The sequence below is a fragment of the Candidatus Omnitrophota bacterium genome (assembly GCA_025453395.1).
Taxonomy (GTDB): domain Bacteria; phylum Omnitrophota; class Gorgyraeia; order Gygaellales; family Profunditerraquicolaceae; genus JAlOQK01.
Genome location: JALOQK010000002.1, coordinates 37,471 through 63,638, shown reverse-complemented (window position 1 = coordinate 63,638; position 26,168 = coordinate 37,471). Strand labels below are relative to the sequence as shown.

Here is a 26,168-nt window from a genome sequence, read left to right as displayed (position 1 = left end):
TTACTTTTGACTTTTTACTTATTTCACTATATCACTTCCTTTTCCCGCCTTCAATATCTTTCTTAAAAACTCTCCCGTATAGGATTTCTTTGACCCTGCTAAATCTTCCGGGGTTCCGCAAAAAACAAGCTCTCCCCCCTTATCGCCGCCTTCAGGCCCTAAATCAATAATATAATCCGCGCATTTTACTACTTCCAAATTATGTTCAATAACAATAACCGTATTGCCTTTATCCACCAGCCGCTGCAGCACAGTAATAAGCTTATGCACATCCGCGAAATGTAAGCCCGTGGTCGGCTCATCAAGTATATATAAGGTCTTCCCGGTTGAACGCTTGCTTAATTCACTGGCAAGCTTAATTCTTTGCGCCTCGCCTCCGGAAAGAGTAGTGGAGGACTGGCCCAATTGAACATATTCCAAACCCACATCATACAGATATGACAGGGTATTTTTAATTACCGGGATATTCTCAAACAATACAACCGCTTCTTCGACGGTCATCTCCAAGACATCAGCAATGGATTTTCCTTTATATTTAACCTCTAAAGTAGCATCATTAAAACGCCTGCCCTTGCAGATATCGCATTTCACATAGACATCCGGCAAGAAATGCATCTCTATTTTCTTGATTCCATCTCCCATGCATGCCTGACAGCGCCCGCTTTTAACATTAAAAGAAAACCTTCCCGGCTTATATCCGCGCATCTTAGCTTCCGGAAGCCGGCTGAATAAATCACGGATATGGCTAAACACTGCTGTGTAAGTAGCGGGGTTGGAACGGGGCGTTCTTCCAATAGGCGACTGATCCACGACAATAACCTTGTCTATAAGGTCTGCCCCTAATAGTTCATCGTGCGCTCCGGGTTTCTCGCGGGAACTGTAGATCTTCTGATTCAACCCCCGATACAGTATATCCTCTATAAGCGTTGATTTCCCCGAACCGGAAACGCCTGTCACAGCAATAAAAGCGCCTATGGGAAATTTGACATCAATATTCTTTAAGTTATGCTGCCGGGCGCCTTTAATTTCAATGGCCCTATTAGGATCAAAAGTGCGGCGGCTTTCTGGAATGGGAATATCCAATTCGCGGCGTAAATATTTAGCGGTTAAGCACTGTTTATTCTCCAGCAATTGTTTATTGGTACCGGCAAAAACTACATGCCCTCCATGAAGCCCCGCGCCCGGGCCTAAATCCACAACATAGTCAGCGGCTCTTATGGTATATTCATCATGCTCCACCACTAATACCGTATTGCCTAAATCCCTCAAAGATTCCAATGTTGAAAGAAGCTTAATATTATCCCGCTGGTGCAGGCCGATACTGGGCTCGTCTAAAACATACAAAACTCCTACCAAGCGCGAACCCACTTGAGTGGCAAGCCGGATTCGCTGCGCCTCTCCTCCGGAAAGAGTGGAACTTTTTCTCTCTAAAGTTAAATAATCAAGCCCCACATCAATACAAAACTGCAAACGCTGATTTATCTGTTTCAAGCATTCTGCGGCAATAAGTTTATCTTTGGCGCTTAAATTAAGGGAAGAGAAAAATTCCTTTGCCTTATTTATCGGCATCTGAGCTACTTCCCAAATATTCTTGCCCTTTATCTTAACGCTGAGGCTTTCTTTCTTAAGGCGCGCGCCATTACAGCCCGGACAGGCAAGCGTAGACATAAATTTGGATATTTCATGCTTTAAATAATCGCTGTCGGTGTCCCTAAAAAGCCTTTCTAAGTGCGGGATAACCCCCTCAAAAGGCTTACTGCCGATTTCGATATCCGTACCATAAAGGATCGCTTTCTGGGTGTCTTTCTTAAGCTTATTAAAAGGCGTGTCCAGACTAAACCCCAGTTCGCGCGATAACTCGCGCAAAAGCCAGCGGTAATACATAATATAGCCTCGTCCGCCTCTCCTCCAGACGGCAAGCGCGCCCTGATTGATAGATTTATCTTTCTCCGGGATGATCAAATCCAGGTCAAACTCAAATTTTGTACCCAAGCCGTTACATTCCGGGCAGGCCCCATAAGGAGAATTAAAAGAAAAAATGCGCGGCTGGACTTCCGTATAACTTATGCCGCAGTTTGTGCAGGCATAGTGCTGGCTATATACTGATTCGGCTTCTTTACCGCTAGAAAGCTTGGCGGCAACAACCACAATGCCTTGGCCTGCCTTTAACGCGGTTTCTATGGAATCAGTAAGCCGCGGCTTTACAGCCGGCGCAATGGTCAGCCTGTCTACCAGAACTTCTATGTTATGCGCTTTATATTTATCTAAATTTATTTTTTGATCCAACTCATATATTTTACCATCGACGCGCGCGCGGATAAAACCTGCCTTCTTAAGATTTGAAAACTCCTGCCGATATTGCCCTTTTCTACCGCTTATTACTTTTGCTAAAATCTGAATGCTTGCGCCTTCGCCTAATTCCATAACCTGCTGGACGATCTCTTGGGCGCTCTGGCGCTTCACAAACCTGCCGCATTGATAACAGGATACCTCTCCGATACGCGCAAAAAGAAGGCGCAAATAATCGTAGATTTCGGTTTGGGTAGCTACCGTGGAACGGGGGTTACCGCCAGCAGTCCTTTGTTCAATAGCAATTGCCGGAGAAAGGCCTTCAATATACTCCACATCCGGTTTCTGAAGCTGACCTAAAAACTGCCGGGCGTAGCTGGAAAGGCTTTCCACATAGCGGCGCTGGCCTTCGGCATAGATAGTATCAAACACAAGGCTTGATTTACCTGAGCCGGATAAACCGGTAACCACAATCAATTTATTGCGCGGAAGCTCTAAAGAAATGTTTTTTAAGTTATGTTCCTTGGCGCCGCGAATGATGATATTGGAAGTCATATTAGAAAGAAAACTTGGGGACGGTTCTATTTTTCTACCTTTAATAGTTATTTAAAAATAGAACCGTCCCCTTGTTTTTGTTTTACTTCTTTTTCTTCTTTTTCCCGCCTCTTTTCATTACCGCGCAGGAGATGTCTCCATTTTTGTCAACGAAATACAAGTAACCTTCCTGTCTCTTGATGCCGCATTTAGCAACTTTCTTGGGGCTTCCGCCTTTTTTGTTGCCTCTGGCCATCTTCGCGCAGGAAATGTCACCTTGCTTGTCGACGTAATAGAGGAAACCTTTTTCCCTCTTGATACCGACCTTCGCTAATTTCTTCGCCATATTCTGTATTCACCCCCTCTCTTTTTGAAGTTAATTGAGGTTGCATGAGGTTAAATGATGTTACGTGAGGTTGCATAAAAGAAATTATTTTGCAACGTCATGTAACTTTATGTAACCTCATGCAACTTCATGTAACATTCTTCGAGCAACTTCATTTAACCTTATTTAACTTCATGTAACTTCATTTAACATCTATTATGTGCCTATTTTAACCGGCAGAAAAATATCGCGCAACAGCGCCTTTGCCGATAAAAAAGCCAAGTAGCTGGTCTTTGGGTTGCCCGGATGCAATACATTCTCCGAACGGCTATAAAAATTACCGGCCCGGGAAATTATTTGCACTTCATGTATGTTCTTGTTAACCTTTGGAGAAGCAACGATCTTTACTTTTGTTTGCTTCGCGCCTATTCCAACTAATGATAAAACAGCCGCCACATTGATATTCTGCGGAAAACAACGCACTGCCCTTAAAGCGTTTCCGTAAAATAAAACTTTTTTACTCTTAATTTCGGAAAGCACAATGCGCTTCTTAATCAAATATTCCACTTTCTTAAAAGCGATAGGGTTTTTAGTGGTAGTAAGCGTGACCTTTTTGACATCTGACAGATTCAGGGCCTTTAAGGCATCAACCCCGCCGATAGCTCCGCTTGGGATATAGACTTTCACCTTTTTCTTTTTAGCTAAATTAAATATCCGCGGATAACTCTTCAGAAGCCCTCCCACACTCATCACCAATATATCCTTGCCGTTATTGACAGCCTGACGGCAGATTCCGCCTGAGGCCTGAGCGCTTGAAGATTCTATTATAAAATCAGAGAAGCTGATCAGGTCTTTAAGGGAAGAAACTGCCAAAGAAATATCTTTGCGAAGCGCCACAGATAAAAGCTGCGCCTTATCGGGCTGAGTGTCAAACAATGCCGACACGTAAGCATCTGCAGAAAATTCTTTAGTTATAGCTTTTGCCAAAGAAGAGCCGATCGCTCCGCATCCGACAATCCCGATCCTTATTTTCTTTCGCATTAATCCACCAATAGGTTATCAATCAAACGCGTCTTCCCGATCCAAACCGCCAAACAGACCAAATCGCCTTTTTTAACAAACAGGACATCCTGCAAAGTCGCCGGATCAACAATGGCCACATAATCTATTTTCGCTTCTTTTACCCGGACAATCAATTTGCGCATTTGGCCTATGATCGTTTTCGCATCGCGCACGCCAGATTTAACCATTTCTCTGGCCAAAGAAAGGCTTGAGCATAAAATAAGGGCTTTTTCTTTTTCCCTGCCAGATAAATAATTGTTGCGGGAACTTAACGCCAAGCCATCTTCGCTTCTTACTGTCGGGACAATTTTTATCTGTGTCGGGACATTTAGGTCTTCCGCCATCTTTTTAATTATTGCCGCCTGTTGAGCGTCTTTCTGCCCAAAATAGGCTTTATCCGGAAGGATAATGTTAAAAAGTTTCAAGACTACCGTTGAGACGCCGCGGAAATGCCCGGGGCGGAATTTCCCGCAAAGGACTTCTGATAACCCCTCCACCTTAACAAATGTTTTATAACCTTTAGGATACATTTCTTCAGGGCGGGGATAAAAAATAAGATCCACCTTTTCTTTGGCGCAGACTCGCGCGTCAGAGTTAAGATCGCGCGGGTATTTCTTTAAGTCTTCATGAGGCGCAAATTGCGCAGGATTAACAAAGATACTTACTGCCACTATATCGTTTTCTTTGCGGGCAAGCCTAATAAGGCTGGAATGCCCCTGATGTAAAGCTCCCATGGTCGGTACAAAACCCACAGATTTCCTAAGAAGCCTGTACTTATTCAGAAACTTCCTGGCCTGCCGGATATTTTTTGCAATAAGCATAACTTAAATAACCTCAATAAGCGGTTTTAAAACAAACAACCGCTCAAACACCCTGGGATGCGGGACTTTAAGCCTTTTATTATTGACTACCCGATTTGAATAAAAAAGAATATCCAGATCAATTGCGCGCGGCCCCCAGCGCACAGTCTTTTTTCTGCCTAATTTCTTTTCTATTGTTTTTAGATTATCCAACAACTCTAAGGGTGTAAGTGCGGTCTTGATCTTTAAAGCAGCGTTTAAGAAATCCGGCTGGTCTTTTGGCCCGCCCAATGCTTTAGTCTTGATAAGATGTGACAACTTCAAGACGCGCGTTTTTGGAATGCGGGAAATCTCGGTGACCGCATTTCTAATTGCGCTGTGTCTGTTGCCAAGGTTCGCGCCTAAGCCCAAATAACAAGTAACCATAATTTTAAAGAATTTAAATCACTTTAGCTAAACGATTAACTGCTTCTTTTATTCTATCTACAGGAACAGTTAAAGCAATACGGATGTAGCCTTCGCCAGCCTGCCCAAAACCAACTCCCGGGGTAACAATAATATCTGCTTCCTTTAAGATCTTGGCGGCAAAATCTATAGAACTTTTTTTACCGGGGATTTTTATCCAAGAATAAAAAGTGGCTTTCTGCGGCTTAACATTCCAACCTAATGTATTTAACCCCATAACTAAAGCATCGCGGCGGTTTTGATACATCTGACACATCTTAAGTACATGCTCATCAGAGCCCTCAAGTGCGGATAAGGCTGCTACTTGCACAGCAGAGAATATCCCAGAATCAATATTTGACTTAACTTTAGCAAGGCCAGCGATCAATTCCTTATTACCGCATGCCCAAGCCACCCGCCATCCAGTCATATTGTAAGTCTTAGATAAAGAATGAAATTCAATAGCCACATCCCTTGAGCCGTCAAATTCCAGAATGCTTGGTGGACGGTAATTATCATAGACCATTTCTGAATAAGCCAGATCAGAAACAATGATAAGTTTATGTTTGTGGGCGAACTTTATAAGTTTAAGATAAAATTCTTTTCCGGCAATACTAGCTGTGGGGTTATTAGGATAATTAACGTAGATTATGCGGGATTTCTTAAGCACTGCGCGGCTTATTTTATTTAAATCCGGCAAAAAGTTATTCGTCTCCAACAGCGGCATTAAATACGGCTTGCCCCCAGCTAAAATAGTACCCCCCTTATACGGAGGATAGCAAGGATCAGGAATCAAAGAATAGTCGCCGGGATTTAAAAATGCCAGCGGGAAGTGCGCGATCCCTTCTTTAGAGCCGATGAGGGGGAGTATTTCGGTATCCGGGTCTAAAACAACATTAAACCTTTTATGATACCATTTGGACATGGCTTGACGCAAAGAAGGCATCCCCTGGTCCAAGGCATAACGGTGATTGGCCGGGTCTTTTGCCGCCTGATATAACCTCTCAATTACATGCGCGGGGGTCGGCTGGTCCGGGTCGCCAATTCCTAAATCAATAATATCTCTTCCTTCAGCGCGCGCCTTTCTTTTGGCCTTATCAATTTCCACGAACAAATACGGCGGCAAACTGGTAATTTTCTTAGAAAGCTTAAACATTTATCTCCTTTTTTGCCCCTTACTTTAATACGTCCTGCATTGTATATAGCCCGGCAGGCTTTCCGGCAACCCACTTGGCGGCTTTTACCGCACCTACGGCAAATAAATCCCGTGTATGCGCCTGATGTTTGATTTCAATGCGTTCGGAATTTCCGCAGAAAATAATGGTATGGTCTCCAACGATGTCTCCCAAACGTACAGCATGCGCGGGGATTTTCTTCCCGGTTGACTCTTCTAAGATCGAGACTATTTTCTTGGCCGTCCCCGAGGGGGCGTCTTTCTTAAACTTATGATGCGCCTCCACAACTTCAATATCATAATCTTTGCCCAAGCGTTTGGCAATTTCTGGGAGAATAGAAAACAAAACATTTACTCCGATAGACATATTAGGAGTAAAAACAACCGGCACTACAGCAGAAACTTCTTCCACTTTCTTAATCTGCTCTTGGCTTAATCCGGTAGTGCCTAAAACAAGCGCCTTTTTATAACGCGCCACATAATCAAGGGTTGCCTCTATAGATTCAGGCAAAGTAAAATCAACCAAGACATCAATCAAGAATATCCCGTCCGAATTAGAAGAAACCTTCAGTTTCCCTACTTCCCTTCCGATCAGAGGAGTGCCTTTTTTCTCCAATAAAAGCGTCACCTCTATATCTTTATCGTGCGCAGCTAACTCATAGATACGCCTGCCCATTTTTCCGCAGGCGCCTGATATACCAAGCTTTATCATAAAAACTCCTCCATTTAAGGTTAATTGAGGTTAAATGATGTTAAATGAAGTTGCAAAAAGCTTTTAAGCAACCTAATTTAACCTACGGTAACTTCATGTAACCTTATTTAACTTCCTTTATAATAACCCGTAATTTTTCAACGCCTTCTTAAGTTTCTCTACATTGTCAGGAAGCATTTCTGACATCGGAAGACGAAGTTCCGGTGAACACATCTTTAACAGGCCCATCGCGGTTTTAACCGGTATAGGATTTGTTTCAATAAACATAGCTTTGACAAGCGGAAAAAGTTTGTAATGCATATCTTGCGCCTTTTGGATGTCGCCATCTTCAAAGACATTTACCAGCCTGGAAACATCTTTTGGAACAATATTAGCCACCACAGAAATTACCCCTGCTCCTGCGATGCTTAAAACAGGAAGTGTGAGCGCATCATCTCCTGAAAGAAGAATAAATCCTGCTGGAGTAAGACTTAAGATACGAGACATCTGCTCAAGATTTCCGGATGCCTCTTTCACTCCTACAATATTCTTACATTCAGAGGCCAGCTTCGCGATAGTTTCCGGCTCGATATTAACCCCTGTGCGGGAAGCAATATTATAAACAATGATCGGGATATCTACTGCTTGGGCTATTTTCTTAAAATGCTGGTATAACCCGGTCTGGGTAGGGCGGTTATAATACGGAGCTACCTGCAAAGAAGCATCTGCGCCCGCATGAAAAGCGTGCTTCGTTAAAGTGATCGCCTCATCCGTAGAGTTGGAACCTGTACCGGCAATTACCGGCACGCGCTTATTCACCTGCTCTATGGCCAATTCAATCAAACGCTGGTGCTCTTTAACCGACAATGTCGCGGATTCACCTGTAGTGCCGCAGGGGACGATGCCGGAAGTGCCGTTTTCAATCTGAAAATCAATTAAACTTCTGAATCTCTTCTCGTCAATTTTTTCGTCTTTAAATGGCGTGACCATAGCCACAATTGATCCTCTAAACATAGTATTCTCCTTGGTATACAATTTTTGCTTTGCCCTCTAACCAGACATCCTTGAAACCATCGCCTGATTTTTGAAAATCAACTTTTAATATCTGGCCGCCCCGGGTGTGGACATTTATAATATTAGCTGTAAGCGGTAAGTTGTAAGCGGTAAGCAAACCCGAAGCAACAGAGCCGGTACCGCAGGCTAAAGTTTCGCCCTCTACGCCTCTTTCATAAGTCCTTATCCTGATAGAAGTATTATTCAAAACTTCCACAAAATTTACATTCGCGCCTTGCGGCTTGAAAACCTGATGATAACGAATAGCTCTGCCTAAATTATCCACGTCAATTTTATCAAGGCCCTCCACAAAAATAACCGCATGCGGGACCCCGGTATTAATAAAATTAACCTTAAGCGTTCTGCCATTAAGCTTAATTGGAATGTTTAATCTTAAACCTTTGGGATCAGTTAATTTAATCTTTACATTATTACCGTTTACTAAAGAATGTATATCCCCTGCTTTGGTTTCTATTTTTATCTTTTGCTGACAGCTGACAGCTGACAGCTGACAGCTGAAATACAACGCCGCGCACCTAGCCCCATTGCCGCACATCTGGGCTTCAGAGCCATCGGCATTAAAAATACGCATACCGCAGGAAGCGGAACGCTTGCCATGAGATAATACAAGCTGTGACAAAATTAGCAGCCCATCAGCCCCAGCTCCATATTTTCTGTCACAAATAGATTTAGAAAAAGCTTTAAGCTTTAAGCTATAAGCTTTAAGCTTATCAACAACGACAAAATCATTACCAGATGCGACCATTTTTGTAAATTTTATTTTTCTCATTTTCGCCTTAAGAACTGCGGGATTTTCTCGTTACGTATTAGATCCTCGCGAATCTCTCTATTTCTAATCACAAAATCTTTTTTGCCGACTACCATTACTTCTTGGGCGCGGCAGCGGGAATTATAATTGCTGGACATGCTAAAACCATAGGCGCCGGCGCTCATAATCGCCAAATAATCGCCCTCTTTAATTTGTGGCAATAGGCGGCCTTTGGCAAAATAATCCCCGCTCTCGCAAATAGGGCCGACCACATCAAACTTTTGACTTTTGGCTTTTGGCTTTCCACCTTGAAATCTTACCAACGGCAGGATTTCGTGATACGCTTCATAAAGGGCCGGCCTTATCAAGTCATTCATTGCCGCATCCACAATAATAAAATTCTTCTTAAATGTTTTTTTGACATACAAAACCTTTGCCAATAATATCCCGCTATTACCGACGATAAACCTTCCCGGCTCCAGAATAATCTTCAAACCTGTCTTCTTAAGCAAACCCATAACCTTGCTAGCGTATATAGCGGCTGTCTGCGGAGTTTCTTTATTATAAACAATGCCTAAACCCCCTCCAATGTTCAAATACTGCAGACAAATGCCGTCTTTCTTCAAGGAATCGATAAACACTGCTATTTTCCTTATCGCCGCCACAAACGGAGCGCTTTGAGTGATTTGAGAGCCGATGTGGATGTGAATACCGCAAATGCGCAGATTAGGAAATTCAGCTGACCTGCCGAATATCCTGCGCGCGCTTTCAAGGTCAATACCGAATTTATTGGTAAGTTTTCCGGTAGTAATGTATTTATGGGTCTTGGCTTCAACGTCGGGATTGATACGCAGAGCTACCCGGGCAGTTTTATTTAAATTACCTGCTATGCGGTTAATATTCTCAAGCTCCGGGATAGATTCCACATTAAAGAATAAAATACCTTTCTGTAAAGCCTGTTTTATCTCCTGAGCGGTTTTGCCCACCGATGCATAGACGATCCTTTCAGGGGGACAGCCGGCACGAAGCGCGCGGAACAATTCTCCTCCTGAAACTATATCAAGCCCTGCGCCTTTCTTGACAAGCGCCTTTAGAATGCTTAAGTTTGAATTTGCTTTCACCGAATAACAAATAAGCGCGTCAATTTCACTGAAGGCATCTGTTAATTTCACAAAGTGGTCGACTAAAGTCTTATAGCTGTACAGATACAGCGGAGTGCCGTGTTTAACAGCCAGCTCCTGGATATCAGCGTCTTCGCAAAAAAGGCGGTTATTTTTATATTGGAAATAATGCATCTTAATCCTTTGTTGACCTTTTTAAACTTGTGGCATAACCCGGATCAAAGATTTTCTTGATCTTTTGTGAACTCAAATACTGCGAGAAATTCTTTAAAGGGTCATCGCTTAAATGTTGTATCTTTATATTGTTATCCTCGCAATAACGGATGATCTTGCCTACTATTTCATGCGCAGTCCTAAAGGGGACGCCCTTAGAAACTAAATATTCCGCGATTTCAGTGGCATAAAGAGTCTCATCTTCTAGCGCGCGCGTAACAGCTTCTTTGTTTAAGGTGACCTTTTTGACGAACTTAGACATGATCAAAAGCTCTTCCAAGACAACTTGCGTTGAAGAAAAAAGCGGCTCTTTATCAAGCTGCATATCCCGGTTATAAGTAAGCGGCAAACCCTTCATCGTAGTCAATAAGGAAAACAGATCCCCATATACTTTACCGGTATACCCGCGTACCAATTCTAAGAAATCTGGATTCTTCTTGTGCGGCATCAAGCTTGAGCCAGTGCAAAATTCTTCGGGCAGGTTCAGGTAATTAAATTCTCTTGTGGAATAAAGGATAAAATCCTCGGCTAAACGCGACAGATGCATCTGCAAAATAGCAAAGATACTTAATAGCTCAATGATAAAATCCCGGTTGCTGACGTTATTCAAAGAGTTGTGCGCCGATGATATCCTAAGCGGCAGGTCCTGTGAGATCTTATCCGCGCACTCCTTGATCGCCTTCTGATAATCATCTTTCTTGATGAAGCTTCCGGCTAAAGCGCCTGATCCGATATAAACCTTCAGATTATCCAGATATATCTGAAGCCTCTCTGCGTCCTGATTAAACATTTCCAGGAAGCTGAGCAGATAATCAGAAAATTTCACGATCTGCGCCCGCTGGGTATGGGTATAACCAACAAAATAATCATACTTATAAGCGTTAGCAAGCCATAAAAACGACTTTTTTAACTCTGTTAAGAGTTTAAATATCCTTGATCCCTGCGAAAGGCAATAATATTTTTCATCAAAAACCACCTGATCATTTCTGGAACGAAAACTGTGCATTTTAAGCGCGACTTCCCCTACCTTGCTTTCAAGTTTATTCTGAATATAAGTATGGATATCTTCGCAGGCAGGGTCATATTTAAAATTGCCGCTTTTAACCTCCGAAAGAACCGCGCTTAATCCCGCCCGCAGTCTCTTGGCTTCAGAAGGGTTTAACACTCCCGTATGCGCCAGGGCATTGATATGGATCATGGAGTGGTAGATATCATATTCAGCAAGCTTATAGTCATACTGAATAGACTTCTGGAAATTATAGAAATCAGCGTCTATCTGCTTCTTAAACCTTCCCCCCCATAATTTCTTAGCCATGTATAAAAACCTCCGTAATTATAAGGTTAATTAAAGTTGCATGAAGTTACCGAAGGTTACATGAAGTTGCTTTAAAGCTTTTTGCAACCTCATGTAACATCATTTAACCTCATGTAACCTTATACAACCTCACCCATTTTTTTCATCTCTTATACGGCATTCCCCAAATCTTAATAAAACCTTCTGCTAACTTTTGATCAAACTTATCTTCTTTCCCGTATGTAGCTAATTCTTTTCTATACAAAGAATTTTTAGAAGACCTGCCTACCGCAACACAGCTGCCCTTAAAAAGCTTCAACTTTATTGAACCGGTTACCAATTTTTGGGTAGATTCAATAAAGCCATCGAGCGCCTCTTTTAAAGGAGAATACCATAAGCCGTAATAGACAAGCTCTGAATATTTTAAAGCGATTATTTCTTTAAAATGCGCCAACTCTCTATCCAGAACAAGCGACTCCAGCTCGCGATGCGCGATATGAAGCATTGTCGCAGCAGGGGCTTCATAAATTTCCCGGGACTTAATGCCCACAAGGCGGTTTTCAATCACATCCGACCTGCCCACGCCATAGGCGCCGCCGGTTTCATTAAGCTGGCTGATCAGATCTTTTAATTTATAACTTTTGCCTTCTATTTTCTTAGGCACTCCATCTTCAAAATAAATTTCTATGTATTTAGGATAGCTGGAACCGCCGCTTTGAGTCTTAGTGATAAGATACGCATCCTCCGGTGGCTCCTGCTGCAAATTTTCTAATATCCCGGACTCAATGCTGATCCCCCAAATATTGCGGTCAATGCTGTAAGGCTTTTTTTTGGTAACATCTATCGGAATGCTATTTTTAAGCGCGTAGTCTATTTCTTCTTCGCGGGATTTAAATTCCCAATCACGCACCGGGGCGATAATCTCAAGCTTGGGATCCAGTATAGAAGCGGCAACTTCAAGCCTGACCTGATCGTTGCCTTTGCCGGTACAGCCATGGGCGATTGCCTGAGCCTTTTCTTTATGCGCCAACTCTACCAGATGCTTGGCAATTAAAGGCCTGCCTAATGCGGTAGCCAAAAGGTATTTGCCTTCATATATGGCATTGGCCTTTAAGGCTGGAGCAACAAAATCCCGGACAAATTCATCCTGCAGGTCTTTAATAAAGAACTTGCTTGCCCCGGCAGCGTATGCTCTTTTTTCAATTGCCGATAAATCCTCGCCGCTGCCTAAACCCTGGCCCAAATCCGCGGTAAAACAAATAACTTCATAACCCTTATCCTTTAGCCAACGCACGATACAAGAAGTGTCTAAACCGCCCGAATAAGCTAATACAACTTTCTTCATAAGACCTTTCCAGCTGTCAGCTATCAGTCTTCAGCTTACAGCTTATAGCTTACAGCTTACAGCTGTTTTAACAGTTTAATCAACACTGCTTTCTGCACGTGCATGCGGTTTTCCGCCTGATCAAAAACTACTGAATTTTTGCTGTCCATAACTTCTCCGGTAATTTCCTCGCCTCTGTGCGCGGGCAGGCAATGCATAACAAGGACACCCTTCTTGGCATGCGCCAAAAGCCGCTGATTAATCTGAAAGCCTTTAAAAGCCTTGAGCCTGTTTAAGGCCTCTTTTTCCTGCCCCATGCTGGTCCAAACATCGGTATAAATAACATCCGAGCCCTTAACAGCCTTTAAGGGATCGCTAAAAATGCTAACTTTGCTTTTATTGGGCAGGGCGATATTTTCTGCTTGCTCCACCACCGCTCTATCAGGCTTATAGCCAACAGGCGCAGCAACATTAATGTTCATGCCGGTCTTGGCGCAAATAAATAAAAGCGAATTACAAACATTGTTTCCGTCGCCCACATAAGCTAAGGTTTTTCCCTTCACATTTTCTAATTTCTCAACAACCGTATAGATATCCGCCAGCGCCTGGCAGGGATGAGAAAAATCCGATAAACCGTTTATTACAGGGATATCCGCATATTTAGCCAATTCAATCACGTTTTTATGCGCAAAAGTCCTTAAAACAATCCCATCCACATAACGGGAAAGAGTTTTAGCCGCATCCGGGATAGATTCCCTGACCCCAAGGTTTATCTCTCCCGGGGATAAATATATGGAATTTCCTCCCAGCTGATACATCCCCACTTCAAAAGAAACCCGCGTGCGGTTTGAGGGCTTTTGGAAAATCAGGGCCAAAGTCTTTCCGCTTAAAACCCGAGAGAATTTATTCTTGTTCCTTTTTAATTGCGCAGTCAAATCAAAAAGCTGATTTATCTCTGCAGATGATAAATCTTTTATGGAAATTAAATCTTTTTTCATGTCTTTGCCTCGTATTTGTTTTATTTTTTCGCTTTTCGCTTTACGCTTTTAACTTTTCGCTTTCTTAATTACGTCTTCTAATATTCTCATCCCCTGGCCTATCTGTTTCTTGGTAACATTAAGGGCCGGCATTAACCGTAATACTGTATCATGCGTGCAATTAATAAGAAGCCCCTTCTGCATGCATTTTGCAACAATATCCTTACCCGGGCATTTAAGCTGTATGCCTAGCATCAATCCCCTGCCTCTGACATCTTGGATAATATTATATTTTTCCTTTAACTTAAAAGCCATCTCAAAAAGATATTCCCCTGCATCACGCACATTACTAAGAATATCTTCATCGCGCATGGCCTTTAAAACCGCCAGGCTTGAGGCGCAAACTACCGCACCCCCGCCAAAAGTAGAAGCGTGTGTTCCGGATGTTAATATATCAGCAATTTCTTTTTTGACTAACATAGCCCCTATCGGCAAACCTGCGCCTAAGGCCTTGGCTAAAGTAATTATATCAGGGATTATCCCATAATGCTGATAAGCAAAAAACTTCCCCGTCCTGCCAATCCCAGTTTGCACTTCGTCCACGATCAAAAGAAGCTTATTCTGGTCGCAAATTTCCCTTAAGGCCTTGATAAAATCTAAACCGGCAACGTTAACTCCGCCCTCTCCCTGGATAAGCTCCAACATAATCGCAACCGTATCGGGATTAATCAGAGATTTCACCGAATCTAAATTATTAAACTGCGCCAGCTTAAAGCCTGATAAAAGCGGCTGAAAACCTTCTTGATATTTTTTCTGGCCCGTGGCAGCCAATGCCCCAGCGGTGCGCCCGTGGAAAGAATCCTGAAAGGTTATGATCTCATATCTTCCATTGCCGAACTTACGGCTAAACTTTATCGCGGCTTCATTGGCTTCAGCCCCAGAATTGCAGAAAAATACTTTAGAGGGAAAGGCTAAACTAACAAGTTTTTTTGCTAACTTTGCCTGCGCCAGGGTATAATAATTATTAGGCACAAAAATAAGTTTCGCGGCCTGCTCCCTTATCGCCTGCACCACCTTAGCATGGCAATGGCCCATGCTTCCTACGCCCCATCCCGGGAAAAAATCCAAATATTTCTTGCTATGGATATCCCAAAGAAAACTGCCCTTGCCCTTGACAAAGACAAGCGGGGTTTTAGCGTAAGTAGGCATTATAAAATCGCTGTAAGATTGAAATACTTCCTCTAACTTCATATTACTCCTGTATTATTTCTGTTCCAATGCCCTGATCAGTGAAGATTTCAAGCAACAATGCATGCTGGGTCCTGGCGTCAATAATATGCGTCTTCTTAACCCCTGCTTGCAATGCCTGGATACAGGCATTGACCTTAGGTATCATGCCCTGCTGGATGATATTTTCTTTTATCAAACCCTCAACCTCGCGGGTAGTAATTGTGGAGATAAAAGAATGCGCGTCTTCGGAATTACGCATAATGCCTTTGACGTTAGTTAAAAGCACCAGTTTCTCCGCCTTAAGAAAACAGGCTACCTGGGATGCGGTTTCATCAGCATTGATATTATAGGTATGCTTATCGCTTCCTTTGCCCATGGGCAAAATAACCGGGATTTTATCAGAACGCAAAGCATCTAAAATATGTTCCGGGTTTACGGATTTAATATCTCCGACAAAACCTAAATCCACTGCCGCCTGTTTCTTCACCGCCTGTATAATATCATTCTTGCCGTTTAAGCCTACAGCCTTTGCCTCCATAGCGATTATTTCCTCAACGATCATATCGTTTAGCTTGCGCAATTCTTCTTCCACGACTTCAAGGGTTTCTTTATCAGTTACGCGCATACCTTCTACAAATTCCGCTTTCTTCCCGGTAGAACGCATGCGCTCGCTTATATTTGGCCCGCCGCCATGCACTAAAACCGGGCGCAAGCCCATAAAATTCAAAAAAACTATATCTTCCAATACTGCGTGGCGGATCTTATCATCGCCTAAAATACTGCCGCCGTATTTTATCACTATGGTTTTCTTATGGAACCTCTTGATATATGGCAATGCCTCGATTAAAACATGCGCCTTTCTAATTGCTTCTTCCATAATATCCCTTTCCGATTAATTATATTCTGCGTTTATTCTAACATAAGCAGGCGTCATATCGCAGGTATAAACAGTGCTTTTTGCCTTGCCTTTTCCTAAATCAACTGACACCTTGATATTCTTTTGATCAAGCGGGCTTAACTTAACTTGCAACTTAGCTTCATCAACTTTTATCCCGCAAGAACCAACCGCAGATACAACCCTGCCAAAATTAGGATTACACCCATACATCGCGGTTTTAAATAACGCGGAATTAGCAATCGCTAAAGCTGCGACCTTTGCTTCTTTTCCCGAGGATGCGCCTGTTACATCAATCTGAATGAATTTAGTTGCCCCTTCGCCGTCTTTGACAATCATCTTGGCTAATTCCAGGCATACCTTATCCAGCGCTTGGCTAAATAACTCCAATGATCTCTTATTTTTATCTACTCTACAAGAACAACCATTAGCCAAAACCATAACGCTGTCATTCGTGCTCATGCACCCATCAACGCTTATACAATTAAAAGATTTCTCTATAGCACGCGCCAAGCTTTTATCCAATGTTTTTTGTTTGATATCCGCGTCAGTAAAAATAAAACAGAGCATCGTCGCCATGTCCGGAGCGATCATCCCCGCGCCTTTGGCTATTGCACAGATAGCAACCTTTTCTTTGCCAATATTTATTACCGCGGTAACCTCTTTGGCAAAAGTATCAGTAGTCATAATCGCCTTCTTGGCAAAATCCATGCCGCGAAGCGATAAGCCGCCAATTAAATTAGGCAGCGCCTTTTTGATTTTAGCAATATCAAGTCTCTTGCCAATAATACCGGTAGAAGCAACAAGGACACTTTCTTTATCTACCCCCAAATTCTGCGCAGAATAAGAGGCCATGTTCAAGGCATCCTGCATGCCGTTTTTACCGGTAAAACAATTGGCATTGCCGCTATTAACAATGATCCCATAATAGCCAGACTTATTTTCTTTAAGAAACCTACGGGATAAAATAACTGGCGCTGCCGCTAGGGTATTAGAGGTAAACACACAGCTTGCCTTTGCCGGAACATTGGAATAGAAAAAAGCCAAATCCGGCTTGCCGCTTTTCTTCAGCCCGCAAGAAACAGCATTGGCCTTGAATCCAGCCGGAAGAATAGCTTTTGAATAAAACTTTATCATAGAAGCGCGGTCTCTTGAGGAAAGTTATACATAATATTCATATTCTGCACTGCCTGTCCAGAAGCCCCCTTGATCAGGTTATCAATAGCAGAAATAATAATAATATTACTTCCGCAATCCTTTATCCCGATATCGCAGAAATTTGTCCCCTGCACATCTTTTAGGCGCGGGAATTCCGCGTCCTTCTTAATCCTGACAAACGGCTCATCCTTATAGAATTTCTTATACAACTCGATTATATTGCCTTTTGACTTCCGACCTCTGACTTCCGACCTCTTTACATATATAGTTTCCAATATCCCCCTATACAAAGGCAAAAGATGCGGCACAAAAATAATTTCTGTCTTCCTGCCTGTCAGCCGTGACAAGATCTGATTTATCTCCGGAGCATGCTGATGGCTGTTTACCTTATAGGCCTTAAAATCCTCATTGGCCTCGTTAAACAAAAATCCCTCCGACATTTTCTTCCCTGCGCCGCTTATCCCGGACTTAGCGTCTATAATAATATTGTCTTTTTCTATAACCCCAAGGCCCAAAAGCGGCGCTAATGCCAAAACTGCCGCTGTGGGATAACATCCGGGGTTGGCGATTAAACTGGCGGTTTTTATTTTATTGCGATAAAGCTCCGGCAGTCCGTAAACTGCCTGCTTTAAATTGGCCTTATCCGTATGCTTAACCTGATAAGATTTCTCGTAAAGCCTATAATCGGTTATGCGATAATCCGCGCTTAAATCTATGACCTTTTTGCCGCAAGAAATAAGCTTCGGCACCAGGCTCATGGAAGCGGTATGCGGCATAGCCAAGAAAACCACATCGCATTTTTCTTTTATTTGCTTGATATCCGTCGGCCCGCAGGAGAGGCCGCTTATTTTCTCAAATTTAGGAAACAGCTCAGATATCTTCTGTTCTTTATCCTGGCCCCGGGAAAGATAACTTAAGCGCACAAAGGGGTGCTTCAGAAGAATACCTAAAAGGGTTTCTCCGGTATAACCGCTTGCCCCGACAATTCCGGCATTGATCATATTGTAAAACCTTTCTCTTCTTAGTCGATAATGCTAACATAATAAGGCAAAAATAACTATGCGTCAAGCATTTTATCCGTCGTAGAATAAAAAAAATCCCGCCGGGCACTGAAGGCCTGGCGGGATCATATAAAAGCGATGTTTCTTTAACGTTTAGTCCACTGGAAGCGCTTGCGTGCCCCTTTCTGCCCGTATTTCTTTCTTTCCTTCATGCGCGGGTCGCGGGTTAAAAATCCGCTTTTCCTTAATAATTCCTTTAATGACGGCTCAACCAAAAGAAGCGCCCTTGAAATAGCATGCCTTAAAGCCCCTGCCTGCCCGGTTAAGCCACCGCCGGCTATATTAGCCAACACATCGTATTTACTGAAGGTATTGGTTGTGGTAAGCGGCTGCTGCACGATGATCCTGTCAGTCTCACGCTTAAAATAATCTTCAAAAGCCCTTTTATTCACCCTGATCAAGCCCTTGCCCGGAATAAGCTGGACCCTGGCGGTTGCTTCTTTTCTTCTTCCTGTTGCGGGATATTTTTCTTTCTGTTCCATGCTTATTTAACCTCCAAAACTTCTATTTTCTGGCCTTCAAAAGCATGCTTACCATCAGCATAAATTTTAAGCTTTTTGACCATCTGCTTAGCCAATGATCCTGCCGGAAGCATGCGTTGAACCGCTAACTGCATTACCGTGGCAGGCCTTTTGGTTAACATTGTATCCAATGTAACCTCTCTTAAGCCTCCCGGATAGCCGGAATACCTGCGGTAGATCTTATCGCTCATCTTGCGGCCGGTTACCTTAACTAAAGATGCGTTGGTAATAATCACATAATCGCCTGTATCAACATGGGGGGTATAAATAGTTTTATGCTTGCCCCTTAGAATAGTGGCAGCCTTGGTCGCTACCCGGCCCAAGATCTTATCCTTGGCGTCTATAAGATACCATTTTCTCTTAACTTCCTGCTTCTTTGCCATATAAGTCTTCAACATTTTAATCCCCTGCTCTTTCATACCCTCTTTACATACCTGTTTTATGGAAAGGATAAGTATATCATATTTTTGTATTTAGTCAAATATTTTTAATGATTAATTTTCTCAAAAAAAAGGTTGATTCTGGCATCAGGATCCCTAAAGCCTGCCGGCACAAAAACGTTGGCCCTGGTCCTGACAAGCTGCCCATCCTTGTAACCGCGGAAAGGATACAATCTGTGAGAAGCAATAAAGTAAAATCTGAATTCTTCGCATTTCTTATTCACAATTTGAAGCCCGGGCAGGTAATCTAAGTCTGTATTGCGGTTCTTAAGAAGGTCAAAGCTTACTTTAAGGCAAGGAAAACCCGCGATCACAACCTTAGAAACATCATACTTCAGCACCCTTAGATCACCGTTTGCGGGGTCTTTAAATTCCGGCTTAAGGCCTAAAATCTCTACTAACCCGCCGCCGCCCGAAACCCCTTTCCTGTAGACAGCGATATTATTTATACTCTGCACAAGTCCCCAGTCTTTGGACTGGACAAAGAAACACTTTTTAAAAAGACCTTTCGCGGCATTATAAAAAACAGGGTGAAACGTCAAGGCATCCTCAAAATCTACTATAGCTGCGGTACATTCTTGAGCTTTCGGAATATAAGCTAAAGCTTTTTTGTAGGTAAAGGTGTGAAACGGGACTAAAACACTGCGCTTTATAAGATGATTGGATAAAGAAAAGGTGCTGATTAACGGCTCTTCATCCGGGACAAGCTTAACCAATGATTCTTTTATCCGGGAATAATCAGAAAAAGCTGCTTTTCGCAAATCCGCCAGGCCAGATAATAACATAGGCAACGGGCCAATATATAAAGCCAGCCCCACCCCTATTACTACCACAAAGAAAAAAACCGCTTTCTTGATCAGAATATTTATCCGTAAATTTATAATCTTATTTATGCCAAAAATAAAAGAAATAAAAATAAACGGTACCACAATTGAAGCATGCTGATAATGTATGTCAGAGTGAAACTGCCAGCTTGAAAGCAAAACTTGAGGGAGCCCGGCTAAAACCATGATAAAAGAAACATCCAAGAAACAAATAAATAAACAGGGAGAAAAAAGCTGCATCAAGTATTTAATTTTATGCGCGGTAAAAATATTCTCAAAGATATAACCCGAACGGGTAGAGAAATTATTGAACACTTCCCGCCAAGAATCCCCCATCCAGTTATAAAAAGACGCTGAGCTAAAATTAACCATTGCCGGATTGCACGATAAGGCATTCTTAGAAGAATGCTCCGCCCAGAAGAACGCGGAAATAAAAACCGCTGTTATGCTGAAAGCAGTTGCCGCCCACTTCAGAGGCGGGCCGTTTTTTTTCGTGGAACGCAACAATAAGTATGCGCCCATGCCCAACACCGCCAACGCCACATCTTCCCTGCAAGATAAAGATAAACACATGAATAAAACAAATAGGCCGTAACGGCTTTGAAGGTAAAAATAAAACATGAACAAAAGTAGCGGTATGCTAAAAGCGATATAATGCGCCTCATAAAGATTAATATAATTTACCGCGGGGTAAACCGCGTAGAGCAAAGCTATGTACAGCGCCCACTTATCGCCAAGCACGTGTTTGGCGATAAGATATACCCCGATAATCCCAGAGCCTATAAATAACACCTGCAAAATAAGCAAAAAAACAGATGAGGTAAAAAGCATGTAAAACGGCAGGAAAATAAAATTAATAAACGAAAGATGAAAGATAGAATTGGTAAGCGGGATGTGCCCGCCTCCAAACAAAGTAGCTGTTCCATAAGAAGAAGAAAACCAGTTTCCCCGCGCCATGTTACTTAAAACAAGCATCATGCCTGTAAGATCAATGTCATTGTAAAGAAACGCCCTGTATTTTAAATACGCCACGCAGGAGAATAAAAACACATAAGATAAGAAAATACCCAATACATACTTTTTCATATTAATATGCCTGATTTTTGCCTAAGAAATCTTTCCAGCCTGCGGGAGGCTATTGATAAAAAAATAGCTAAAAATAAAAGAAGATAAATAACCGTGAAACTGACTGCGGCCGGCCTTTTAGAATATTTACCCAACGGCTTATTATTCATATAGAAAGGGAAAAGTTTATCTTCCCCGGACTTAACCAGCGAATACTTCTCTTTTACATATTGGACATATTCATCTTGTTCATCTTTAGCTAAAACAATAACCCTTGAGAACAAAAATGGATCCTGCGGATTAACTGGCCCGATTTCCGGCAAAAGCGCGTTTGAAGTAGGCCTGCCGGATAAAGCTGCCAAAGCAACTCCCGCGCAGTTAATAGAGCAATAAATAATATCAGTTTCTGAAGAATTAGCCCTTATCCAGTCCGCGGCAAAAGAATAATGTTCCGGGAACCAAAGGCCGGCGGGTTTATTAAGCGCCGGAATCAGCATAGCGCTTAGGGCAGAATTAAATGGTTTTACTCTATAAAAAGTTTCCCCTCGCGTATCAACAGTGCGCCTGATCAAGAAAGACGGAGAGATTAAGACAAAGATTAGAATAACGCCCAGAGAAATCATCCTTGGCATCTTAAAATCCTGGCGTATTTTCTGATATATAAAATCTAAGGCCAAAGAAGCTGGCAAGACCACCCCCAAATAGCCCTCCGCGGAAAAAAGCCGGTAAGGATAAGAAACAAAAATAAGGCTTGCGGCAAAAAGACAAAAGCCGGTCAGATTATTTTTATTCTTCATCTTAAACGAAAGATATACTCCAAAACAAGCCATTATGTATTCTATTATTTTAATTTCACAATTATACCTTTCATTTAAATTAAACCCCATGCTGGATATATGCCTGGAAACAAGTATTTCTTTAATTAAAATAGGCAGGCTTAAGATGAAAGCAGAAAATAAAATAAACCAGGACATTTTCCTGTATCCTTTATTTAAAAAGCTAAAAATAAGAATTGCCGCGGCCATAAAGAATGAGGCACCGATATGCGTATAAAAACATAAGGTTAAGAAAACAATTGCTAAAATAAACCTCTTGCTTAAAAGCGCATCCATCGCCCAAAGCCCCAAGATCAAGGCAACAGTCGCTGGCAGATGGTTGGTAAGGCTAGGCAAGAAAGAATACGAAGAAACACTAACCAAGAGGCTAAAAAACCCCACGCGGCTTGAGAAATTCCTCTTAGTGAACAACCATAGAGAAAGAAAGAAAAATATTGTAACGGTAATTTCAAGGACTTTGGCTAAGATCATTGCTTTTACGCCAAGTTTCATGAATATAGCTAAGATAATATGGAAAAATGGCGGATAGATATGCTCCCGGCCATATGGGGCATACTGCCAGAAATCCCAGCCGCTATAGCCGCCTGCCTGCAAAAAACCCCACGCAGTATGCAGATGATAATAGATATCCATGAATTGCGGCAAAATCTGCCAGCGCACAACTTGCATGGTAAAAAAAAGCGCTATCATCACGCAAGAAAAATAATCCCAATCTAGAAAATATAAATTCCTTTTTGGCATGTTAATATTGCTCTCTGATAAGGCATAAGCCTTTTGCCGGAACAACCGGCCCGGCTTTTTTCCTGTCTTTTGATTTCAATATCTCTAATAAACGCCCTCTTTTTAACTTACCCCTTCCCGCAAGAAGAAGTGTCCCGACAATACTTCGCACCATATTATAAAGGAATCCATCGGCTTGTACATCTATATACACTTTATCTTTATCCTTTGTTATAGCGATCTTCTTTATGGTTCTAACGCAATTTTGCTTAAGCGTATTTGAGCTGCAAAACGAACGGAAATCGTGCCTGCCGATAAGCGCCTTGGATTCTTTGCGCATAAACTCAAGATCCAGTTTCCAGGGATACAAGTAACTATAATGCCTGGCCAAAGCCGCGTGATAATGACGATTAACGATAGCATAACGGTAAGTTTTGTAACGGCAGGAAAAACGGCTATGAAAAGAAGAAGGCGCATCGGTTACTTTTTTAACCACGATGTCTTTAGGCAAAAACGCGTTAACGCCTAATAAAATCCTTTTATTGGGTATTTTTGTGCTGACGATAAAATTTGCGGTTTGGTTTAAAGCGTGGACTCCAGCGTCGGTTCTTCCGGAAGAATAAACTGCTATTTTTTGCTTAAAAAGCTTTTGCAGGGCAGCCTCTAAAACCTGCTGGATAGTATCTTGGGTGTGTTTTTGTTTTTGCCAGCCCTGATAACGCGTACCGTCGTATTCTAAAAGTATCCTGAGATTACGTTTTAAATCAGGCATTCTGCGATCTGCACCGCATTGGTGGCTGCGCCTTTGCGCAAATTATCCGCGACAACCCAAAGCCATAGCCCATTTTTCACAAACGGGTCTTTACGGATGCGCCCGACAAAGGTTTCATCTTTGCCTTCAACATCTTTAGGCATGGGATACAGATTATTTTTAGGGTCATCAATAACTTTTATCCCCGCAGCCTTGGTTAAAATATCTCTTGCCTTTTCCGCAGATACAGTTTTCTCTGTTTCTATATATATGGATTCGGAGTGCCCGGTCCTAACCGGAACACGCACGGTAGTAGCGGAAATATTAATGGAATCATCATGCATGATCTTATGGGTTTCTTTGACAAGCTTCCATTCTTCACTTGTGTAATCCAGTTCCGCGAAACTGCCGATATGAGGAAAAACATTATATGCCAACTGCTGCGGCATAGCCTTGTTCTCTGTATTTACATGCACATTGCCAAACCCCACTCCGGAAATAAGAGAAACCTCATCCTTTAATTGCTCAACCGCACCTCTTCCTGCGCCGCTGGACGCCTGAAGAGTGGTAACGATGACCCTTTTGATCCCGGCCTTTTTATAAATAGGCGCCAAGGCTACGACCATCTGGATAGTAGAACAATTAGGATTTGCGATAATACCGTGGTGCTTCTTGGCATCTTTAGCGTTTACCTCCGGCACGACCAAAGGAACTTTTGGGTCCATACGAAAATCTGCTCCATTATCAATCACAACCGCGCCATGCTTAATGGCATCCTTGGCATAAGTAACTGCCGCGCCTTTTTCGCCTTCGGTGCCGGCGAATAAAGCAATATTTACCCCCTTAAAAGAATCCGATGAAATCGCCTCCACGGAATATTTACGCCCATCCAGCTCTATTTCACGCGCGGAACGCGCTAATACCTTTAAATGGCCGACAGGAAAATTACGCTGGCCGAGGACCTTTAACATTTCAAGGCCTACTACGCCAACCCCCACTACTGCGACATTATACTTTTTCATCTTTCTCTCCTAAATATTTTAAAGGCGCTCTGCCACCATATCACCGATTTGACTTGTAGAATACCCCATTTTACCTGCGGCAAGGCTTTTTAATTTCTCCGCGACAATTTTAATCACCGCTTTTTCTATCGCCAGAGCGGCTTTTGTTTCTCCCAATGACTCAAGCATCATGCCACAGGCGCAGATTGCCGCCAATGGGTTAATCACGTCTTTCCCGGTATATTTAGGGGCGCTTCCGCCAATAGGCTCAAACATAGAGACGCCTTGGGGATTAATATTGCCTCCGGCGGCAATACCCATGCCTCCCTGGATCATCGCGCCTAAATCCGTGATAATATCGCCAAACATGTTGTCGGTAACAATCACATCAAACCATTCCGGATTCTTTACAAACCACATAGTCGTGGCATCCACGTGGGCATAATCAACAGTAACATCCGGGTATTCTTTTGCTACCTCATAAAAGCTGCGTTCCCAAAGATCCCAGGCGTAAGTTAAAACATTAGTCTTTCCGCAAAGCGTAAGTTTCTTTCTCTTGTTTCTGGCTCTGGTATAATCAAAGGCATAGCGAAGACACCTATCCACGCCCTTCTTGGTATTATAGGAAAGCTGGATCGCCACTTCATCTTTTGTGCCTTTATTCTGAAACTCACCCATGCCCTTGTAAAGCCCTTCAGAATTTTCCCTTACTACCACAAAATCTATATCCTCTGGCTTTTTATCCTTCAAAGGGCAAAAATCAGGATTATACAATTTCACCGGGCGCAGGTTGATATATTGATCAAGCGCGAAACGAAGCTTCAATAATATCCCTGTTTCAAGTATTCCGGGTTTTACATCCGGATGCCCAATAGCGCCTAAGAAAATTGCCGAATACTTCTTCAGTTCAACAATATCATTATCATCAATGGTCTTGCCGGATTTCAGGTATCTTGCTGCTCCAAAATCAAAAGTCTTGGTTTCGTATGCAAAACCAAATTTCTTGGAAGCCTCTTCCAAAACCTTCAAGCCTTCACGCACAACCTCTGGCCCGGTGCCGTCTCCGGGTATTACCGCTATTTTATGCATACCTATCTGCCTTTCTTTGTTACATAATTTAAAAGCCCGCCATGTTTAACGATATCCTGCAAAAACTGCGGGAAACCTTGGGCCTTATAATCTTTACCTTCAGTTAAATTCTTAATTACCCCGCTTGATAGATCTATTTCCAGCAAATCACCTTGTTTTAATTCTTCAACAGCTTCTGATTCTAAGAATGGCAATCCTATGTTAATGGCGTTTCTAAAGAATATTCCGGCGAAACTTTTGGCAATCACTGCTTTTATCCCGCATCCTTTAATTGCCAATGGGGCGTGCTCTCTTGAAGAGCCGCATCCGAAATTCTTCCCGGCAACAATAATATCGCCTTCTTTGACTTTTTTCACAAAATCCGGCTGGATAGTTTCCATACAGCGGCTGCCTAATTCCTTGGCATCTGTAGTCACCAAATACTTAGCGGCAATAATATCATCGGTATTAATGTCATCACCAAATTTATGAGCGTTACCTTTAATAATCATTAGCTATACCTGTTTA

General features: G+C 42.5%; 25 protein-coding genes. All 25 read right to left on the bottom strand.

Features of this window, described 5'->3' with window-relative positions:
• Positions 1 to 18: 18 nt before the first annotated feature.
• The 25 genes from uvrA to MUF05_01305 all read right to left on the bottom strand — a co-directional run bounded on the left by uvrA (position 19) and on the right by MUF05_01305 (position 26,152).
• Positions 19 to 2,844, bottom strand: a complete 2,826-nt coding sequence (gene uvrA / locus MUF05_01425; GenBank protein MCU0665742.1) for an excinuclease ABC subunit UvrA — start codon at positions 2,842 to 2,844, stop codon at positions 19 to 21.
• 82 nt (positions 2,845 to 2,926) lie between these two features.
• Positions 2,927 to 3,169, bottom strand: coding sequence for a hypothetical protein (locus MUF05_01420; GenBank protein ID MCU0665741.1), 243 nt, complete (start codon positions 3,167 to 3,169; stop codon positions 2,927 to 2,929).
• A 195-nt stretch (positions 3,170 to 3,364) separates the two neighbouring features.
• Positions 3,365 to 4,189, bottom strand: a complete 825-nt coding sequence (locus tag MUF05_01415; GenBank protein ID MCU0665740.1) for a DUF108 domain-containing protein — start codon at positions 4,187 to 4,189, stop codon at positions 3,365 to 3,367.
• A complete protein-coding gene (gene panC, locus MUF05_01410) occupies positions 4,189 to 5,031 on the bottom strand; it encodes a pantoate--beta-alanine ligase (GenBank protein MCU0665739.1) in 843 nt (280 codons plus the stop codon). Before panC ends, MUF05_01415 begins: the two co-directional genes overlap by 1 nt.
• A gap of 3 nt (positions 5,032 to 5,034) precedes the next feature.
• The gene (gene folK, locus MUF05_01405; protein MCU0665738.1) at positions 5,035 to 5,436 is read right to left on the bottom strand and encodes a 2-amino-4-hydroxy-6-hydroxymethyldihydropteridine diphosphokinase; all 402 of its coding nucleotides are present in this window, start codon (positions 5,434 to 5,436) and stop codon (positions 5,035 to 5,037) included.
• A 13-nt stretch (positions 5,437 to 5,449) separates the two neighbouring features.
• Complete coding sequence (locus MUF05_01400) at positions 5,450 to 6,610, bottom strand: LL-diaminopimelate aminotransferase (GenBank protein ID MCU0665737.1); 1,161 nt, start codon at positions 6,608 to 6,610, stop codon at positions 5,450 to 5,452.
• Between the two features lie 19 nt (positions 6,611 to 6,629).
• Positions 6,630 to 7,340: a 4-hydroxy-tetrahydrodipicolinate reductase gene (gene dapB, locus MUF05_01395; GenBank protein ID MCU0665736.1), complete on the bottom strand. Its 711-nt coding sequence runs from the start codon at positions 7,338 to 7,340 to the stop codon at positions 6,630 to 6,632.
• 117 nt (positions 7,341 to 7,457) lie between these two features.
• The gene (gene dapA / locus MUF05_01390; protein MCU0665735.1) at positions 7,458 to 8,333 is read right to left on the bottom strand and encodes a 4-hydroxy-tetrahydrodipicolinate synthase; all 876 of its coding nucleotides are present in this window, start codon (positions 8,331 to 8,333) and stop codon (positions 7,458 to 7,460) included.
• Positions 8,326 to 9,162: a diaminopimelate epimerase gene (gene dapF / locus MUF05_01385; protein ID MCU0665734.1), complete on the bottom strand. Its 837-nt coding sequence runs from the start codon at positions 9,160 to 9,162 to the stop codon at positions 8,326 to 8,328. The genes dapA and dapF overlap by 8 nt, the downstream gene beginning before the upstream one ends.
• Positions 9,159 to 10,436 carry a diaminopimelate decarboxylase gene (gene lysA, locus MUF05_01380; protein MCU0665733.1) on the bottom strand — a complete coding sequence of 426 codons (1,278 nt, stop codon included), beginning with the start codon at positions 10,434 to 10,436 and terminating at the stop codon, positions 9,159 to 9,161. Before lysA ends, dapF begins: the two co-directional genes overlap by 4 nt.
• Position 10,437: 1 nt before the next feature.
• Complete coding sequence (gene argH, locus MUF05_01375) at positions 10,438 to 11,790, bottom strand: argininosuccinate lyase (protein ID MCU0665732.1); 1,353 nt, start codon at positions 11,788 to 11,790, stop codon at positions 10,438 to 10,440.
• Between the two features lie 142 nt (positions 11,791 to 11,932).
• Positions 11,933 to 13,114 carry an argininosuccinate synthase gene (locus MUF05_01370; GenBank protein ID MCU0665731.1) on the bottom strand — a complete coding sequence of 394 codons (1,182 nt, stop codon included), beginning with the start codon at positions 13,112 to 13,114 and terminating at the stop codon, positions 11,933 to 11,935.
• 56 nt (positions 13,115 to 13,170) lie between these two features.
• Positions 13,171 to 14,091 (bottom strand): ornithine carbamoyltransferase, encoded by a 921-nt coding sequence (gene argF, locus MUF05_01365; GenBank protein ID MCU0665730.1) that lies wholly within the window; start codon positions 14,089 to 14,091, stop codon positions 13,171 to 13,173.
• Positions 14,092 to 14,139: 48 nt separating this feature from the next.
• The gene (locus tag MUF05_01360) at positions 14,140 to 15,321 is read right to left on the bottom strand and encodes an aspartate aminotransferase family protein (GenBank protein ID MCU0665729.1); all 1,182 of its coding nucleotides are present in this window, start codon (positions 15,319 to 15,321) and stop codon (positions 14,140 to 14,142) included.
• 1 nt (position 15,322) lies between these two features.
• Complete coding sequence (gene argB, locus MUF05_01355; protein ID MCU0665728.1) at positions 15,323 to 16,177, bottom strand: acetylglutamate kinase; 855 nt, start codon at positions 16,175 to 16,177, stop codon at positions 15,323 to 15,325.
• 15 nt (positions 16,178 to 16,192) lie between these two features.
• On the bottom strand, positions 16,193 to 17,332 hold the full coding sequence (gene argJ, locus MUF05_01350) for a bifunctional glutamate N-acetyltransferase/amino-acid acetyltransferase ArgJ (protein MCU0665727.1): 1,140 nt from the start codon (positions 17,330 to 17,332) through the stop codon (positions 16,193 to 16,195).
• A complete protein-coding gene (gene argC / locus MUF05_01345) occupies positions 17,329 to 18,354 on the bottom strand; it encodes an N-acetyl-gamma-glutamyl-phosphate reductase (protein MCU0665726.1) in 1,026 nt (341 codons plus the stop codon). Before argC ends, argJ begins: the two co-directional genes overlap by 4 nt.
• Before the next feature lie 146 nt (positions 18,355 to 18,500).
• On the bottom strand, positions 18,501 to 18,896 hold the full coding sequence (gene rpsI / locus MUF05_01340; GenBank protein MCU0665725.1) for a 30S ribosomal protein S9: 396 nt from the start codon (positions 18,894 to 18,896) through the stop codon (positions 18,501 to 18,503).
• Between the two features lie 2 nt (positions 18,897 to 18,898).
• Entirely contained in the window at positions 18,899 to 19,330 is a 432-nt protein-coding gene (gene rplM / locus MUF05_01335; protein MCU0665724.1) for a 50S ribosomal protein L13, read from the bottom strand.
• A gap of 92 nt (positions 19,331 to 19,422) precedes the next feature.
• Complete coding sequence (locus tag MUF05_01330; protein MCU0665723.1) at positions 19,423 to 21,285, bottom strand: DUF2079 domain-containing protein; 1,863 nt, start codon at positions 21,283 to 21,285, stop codon at positions 19,423 to 19,425.
• Positions 21,282 to 22,841 (bottom strand): hypothetical protein, encoded by a 1,560-nt coding sequence (locus tag MUF05_01325; protein MCU0665722.1) that lies wholly within the window; start codon positions 22,839 to 22,841, stop codon positions 21,282 to 21,284. Before MUF05_01325 ends, MUF05_01330 begins: the two co-directional genes overlap by 4 nt.
• A gap of 1 nt (position 22,842) precedes the next feature.
• Positions 22,843 to 23,592 (bottom strand): tRNA pseudouridine(38-40) synthase TruA, encoded by a 750-nt coding sequence (gene truA, locus MUF05_01320; protein ID MCU0665721.1) that lies wholly within the window; start codon positions 23,590 to 23,592, stop codon positions 22,843 to 22,845.
• Positions 23,580 to 24,593: an aspartate-semialdehyde dehydrogenase gene (locus MUF05_01315; protein MCU0665720.1), complete on the bottom strand. Its 1,014-nt coding sequence runs from the start codon at positions 24,591 to 24,593 to the stop codon at positions 23,580 to 23,582. Before MUF05_01315 ends, truA begins: the two co-directional genes overlap by 13 nt.
• 18 nt (positions 24,594 to 24,611) lie before the next feature.
• On the bottom strand, positions 24,612 to 25,661 hold the full coding sequence (locus MUF05_01310; protein MCU0665719.1) for a 3-isopropylmalate dehydrogenase: 1,050 nt from the start codon (positions 25,659 to 25,661) through the stop codon (positions 24,612 to 24,614).
• A gap of 2 nt (positions 25,662 to 25,663) precedes the next feature.
• Positions 25,664 to 26,152, bottom strand: coding sequence for a 3-isopropylmalate dehydratase small subunit (locus MUF05_01305; GenBank protein MCU0665718.1), 489 nt, complete (start codon positions 26,150 to 26,152; stop codon positions 25,664 to 25,666).
• Positions 26,153 to 26,168: the final 16 nt, after the last annotated feature.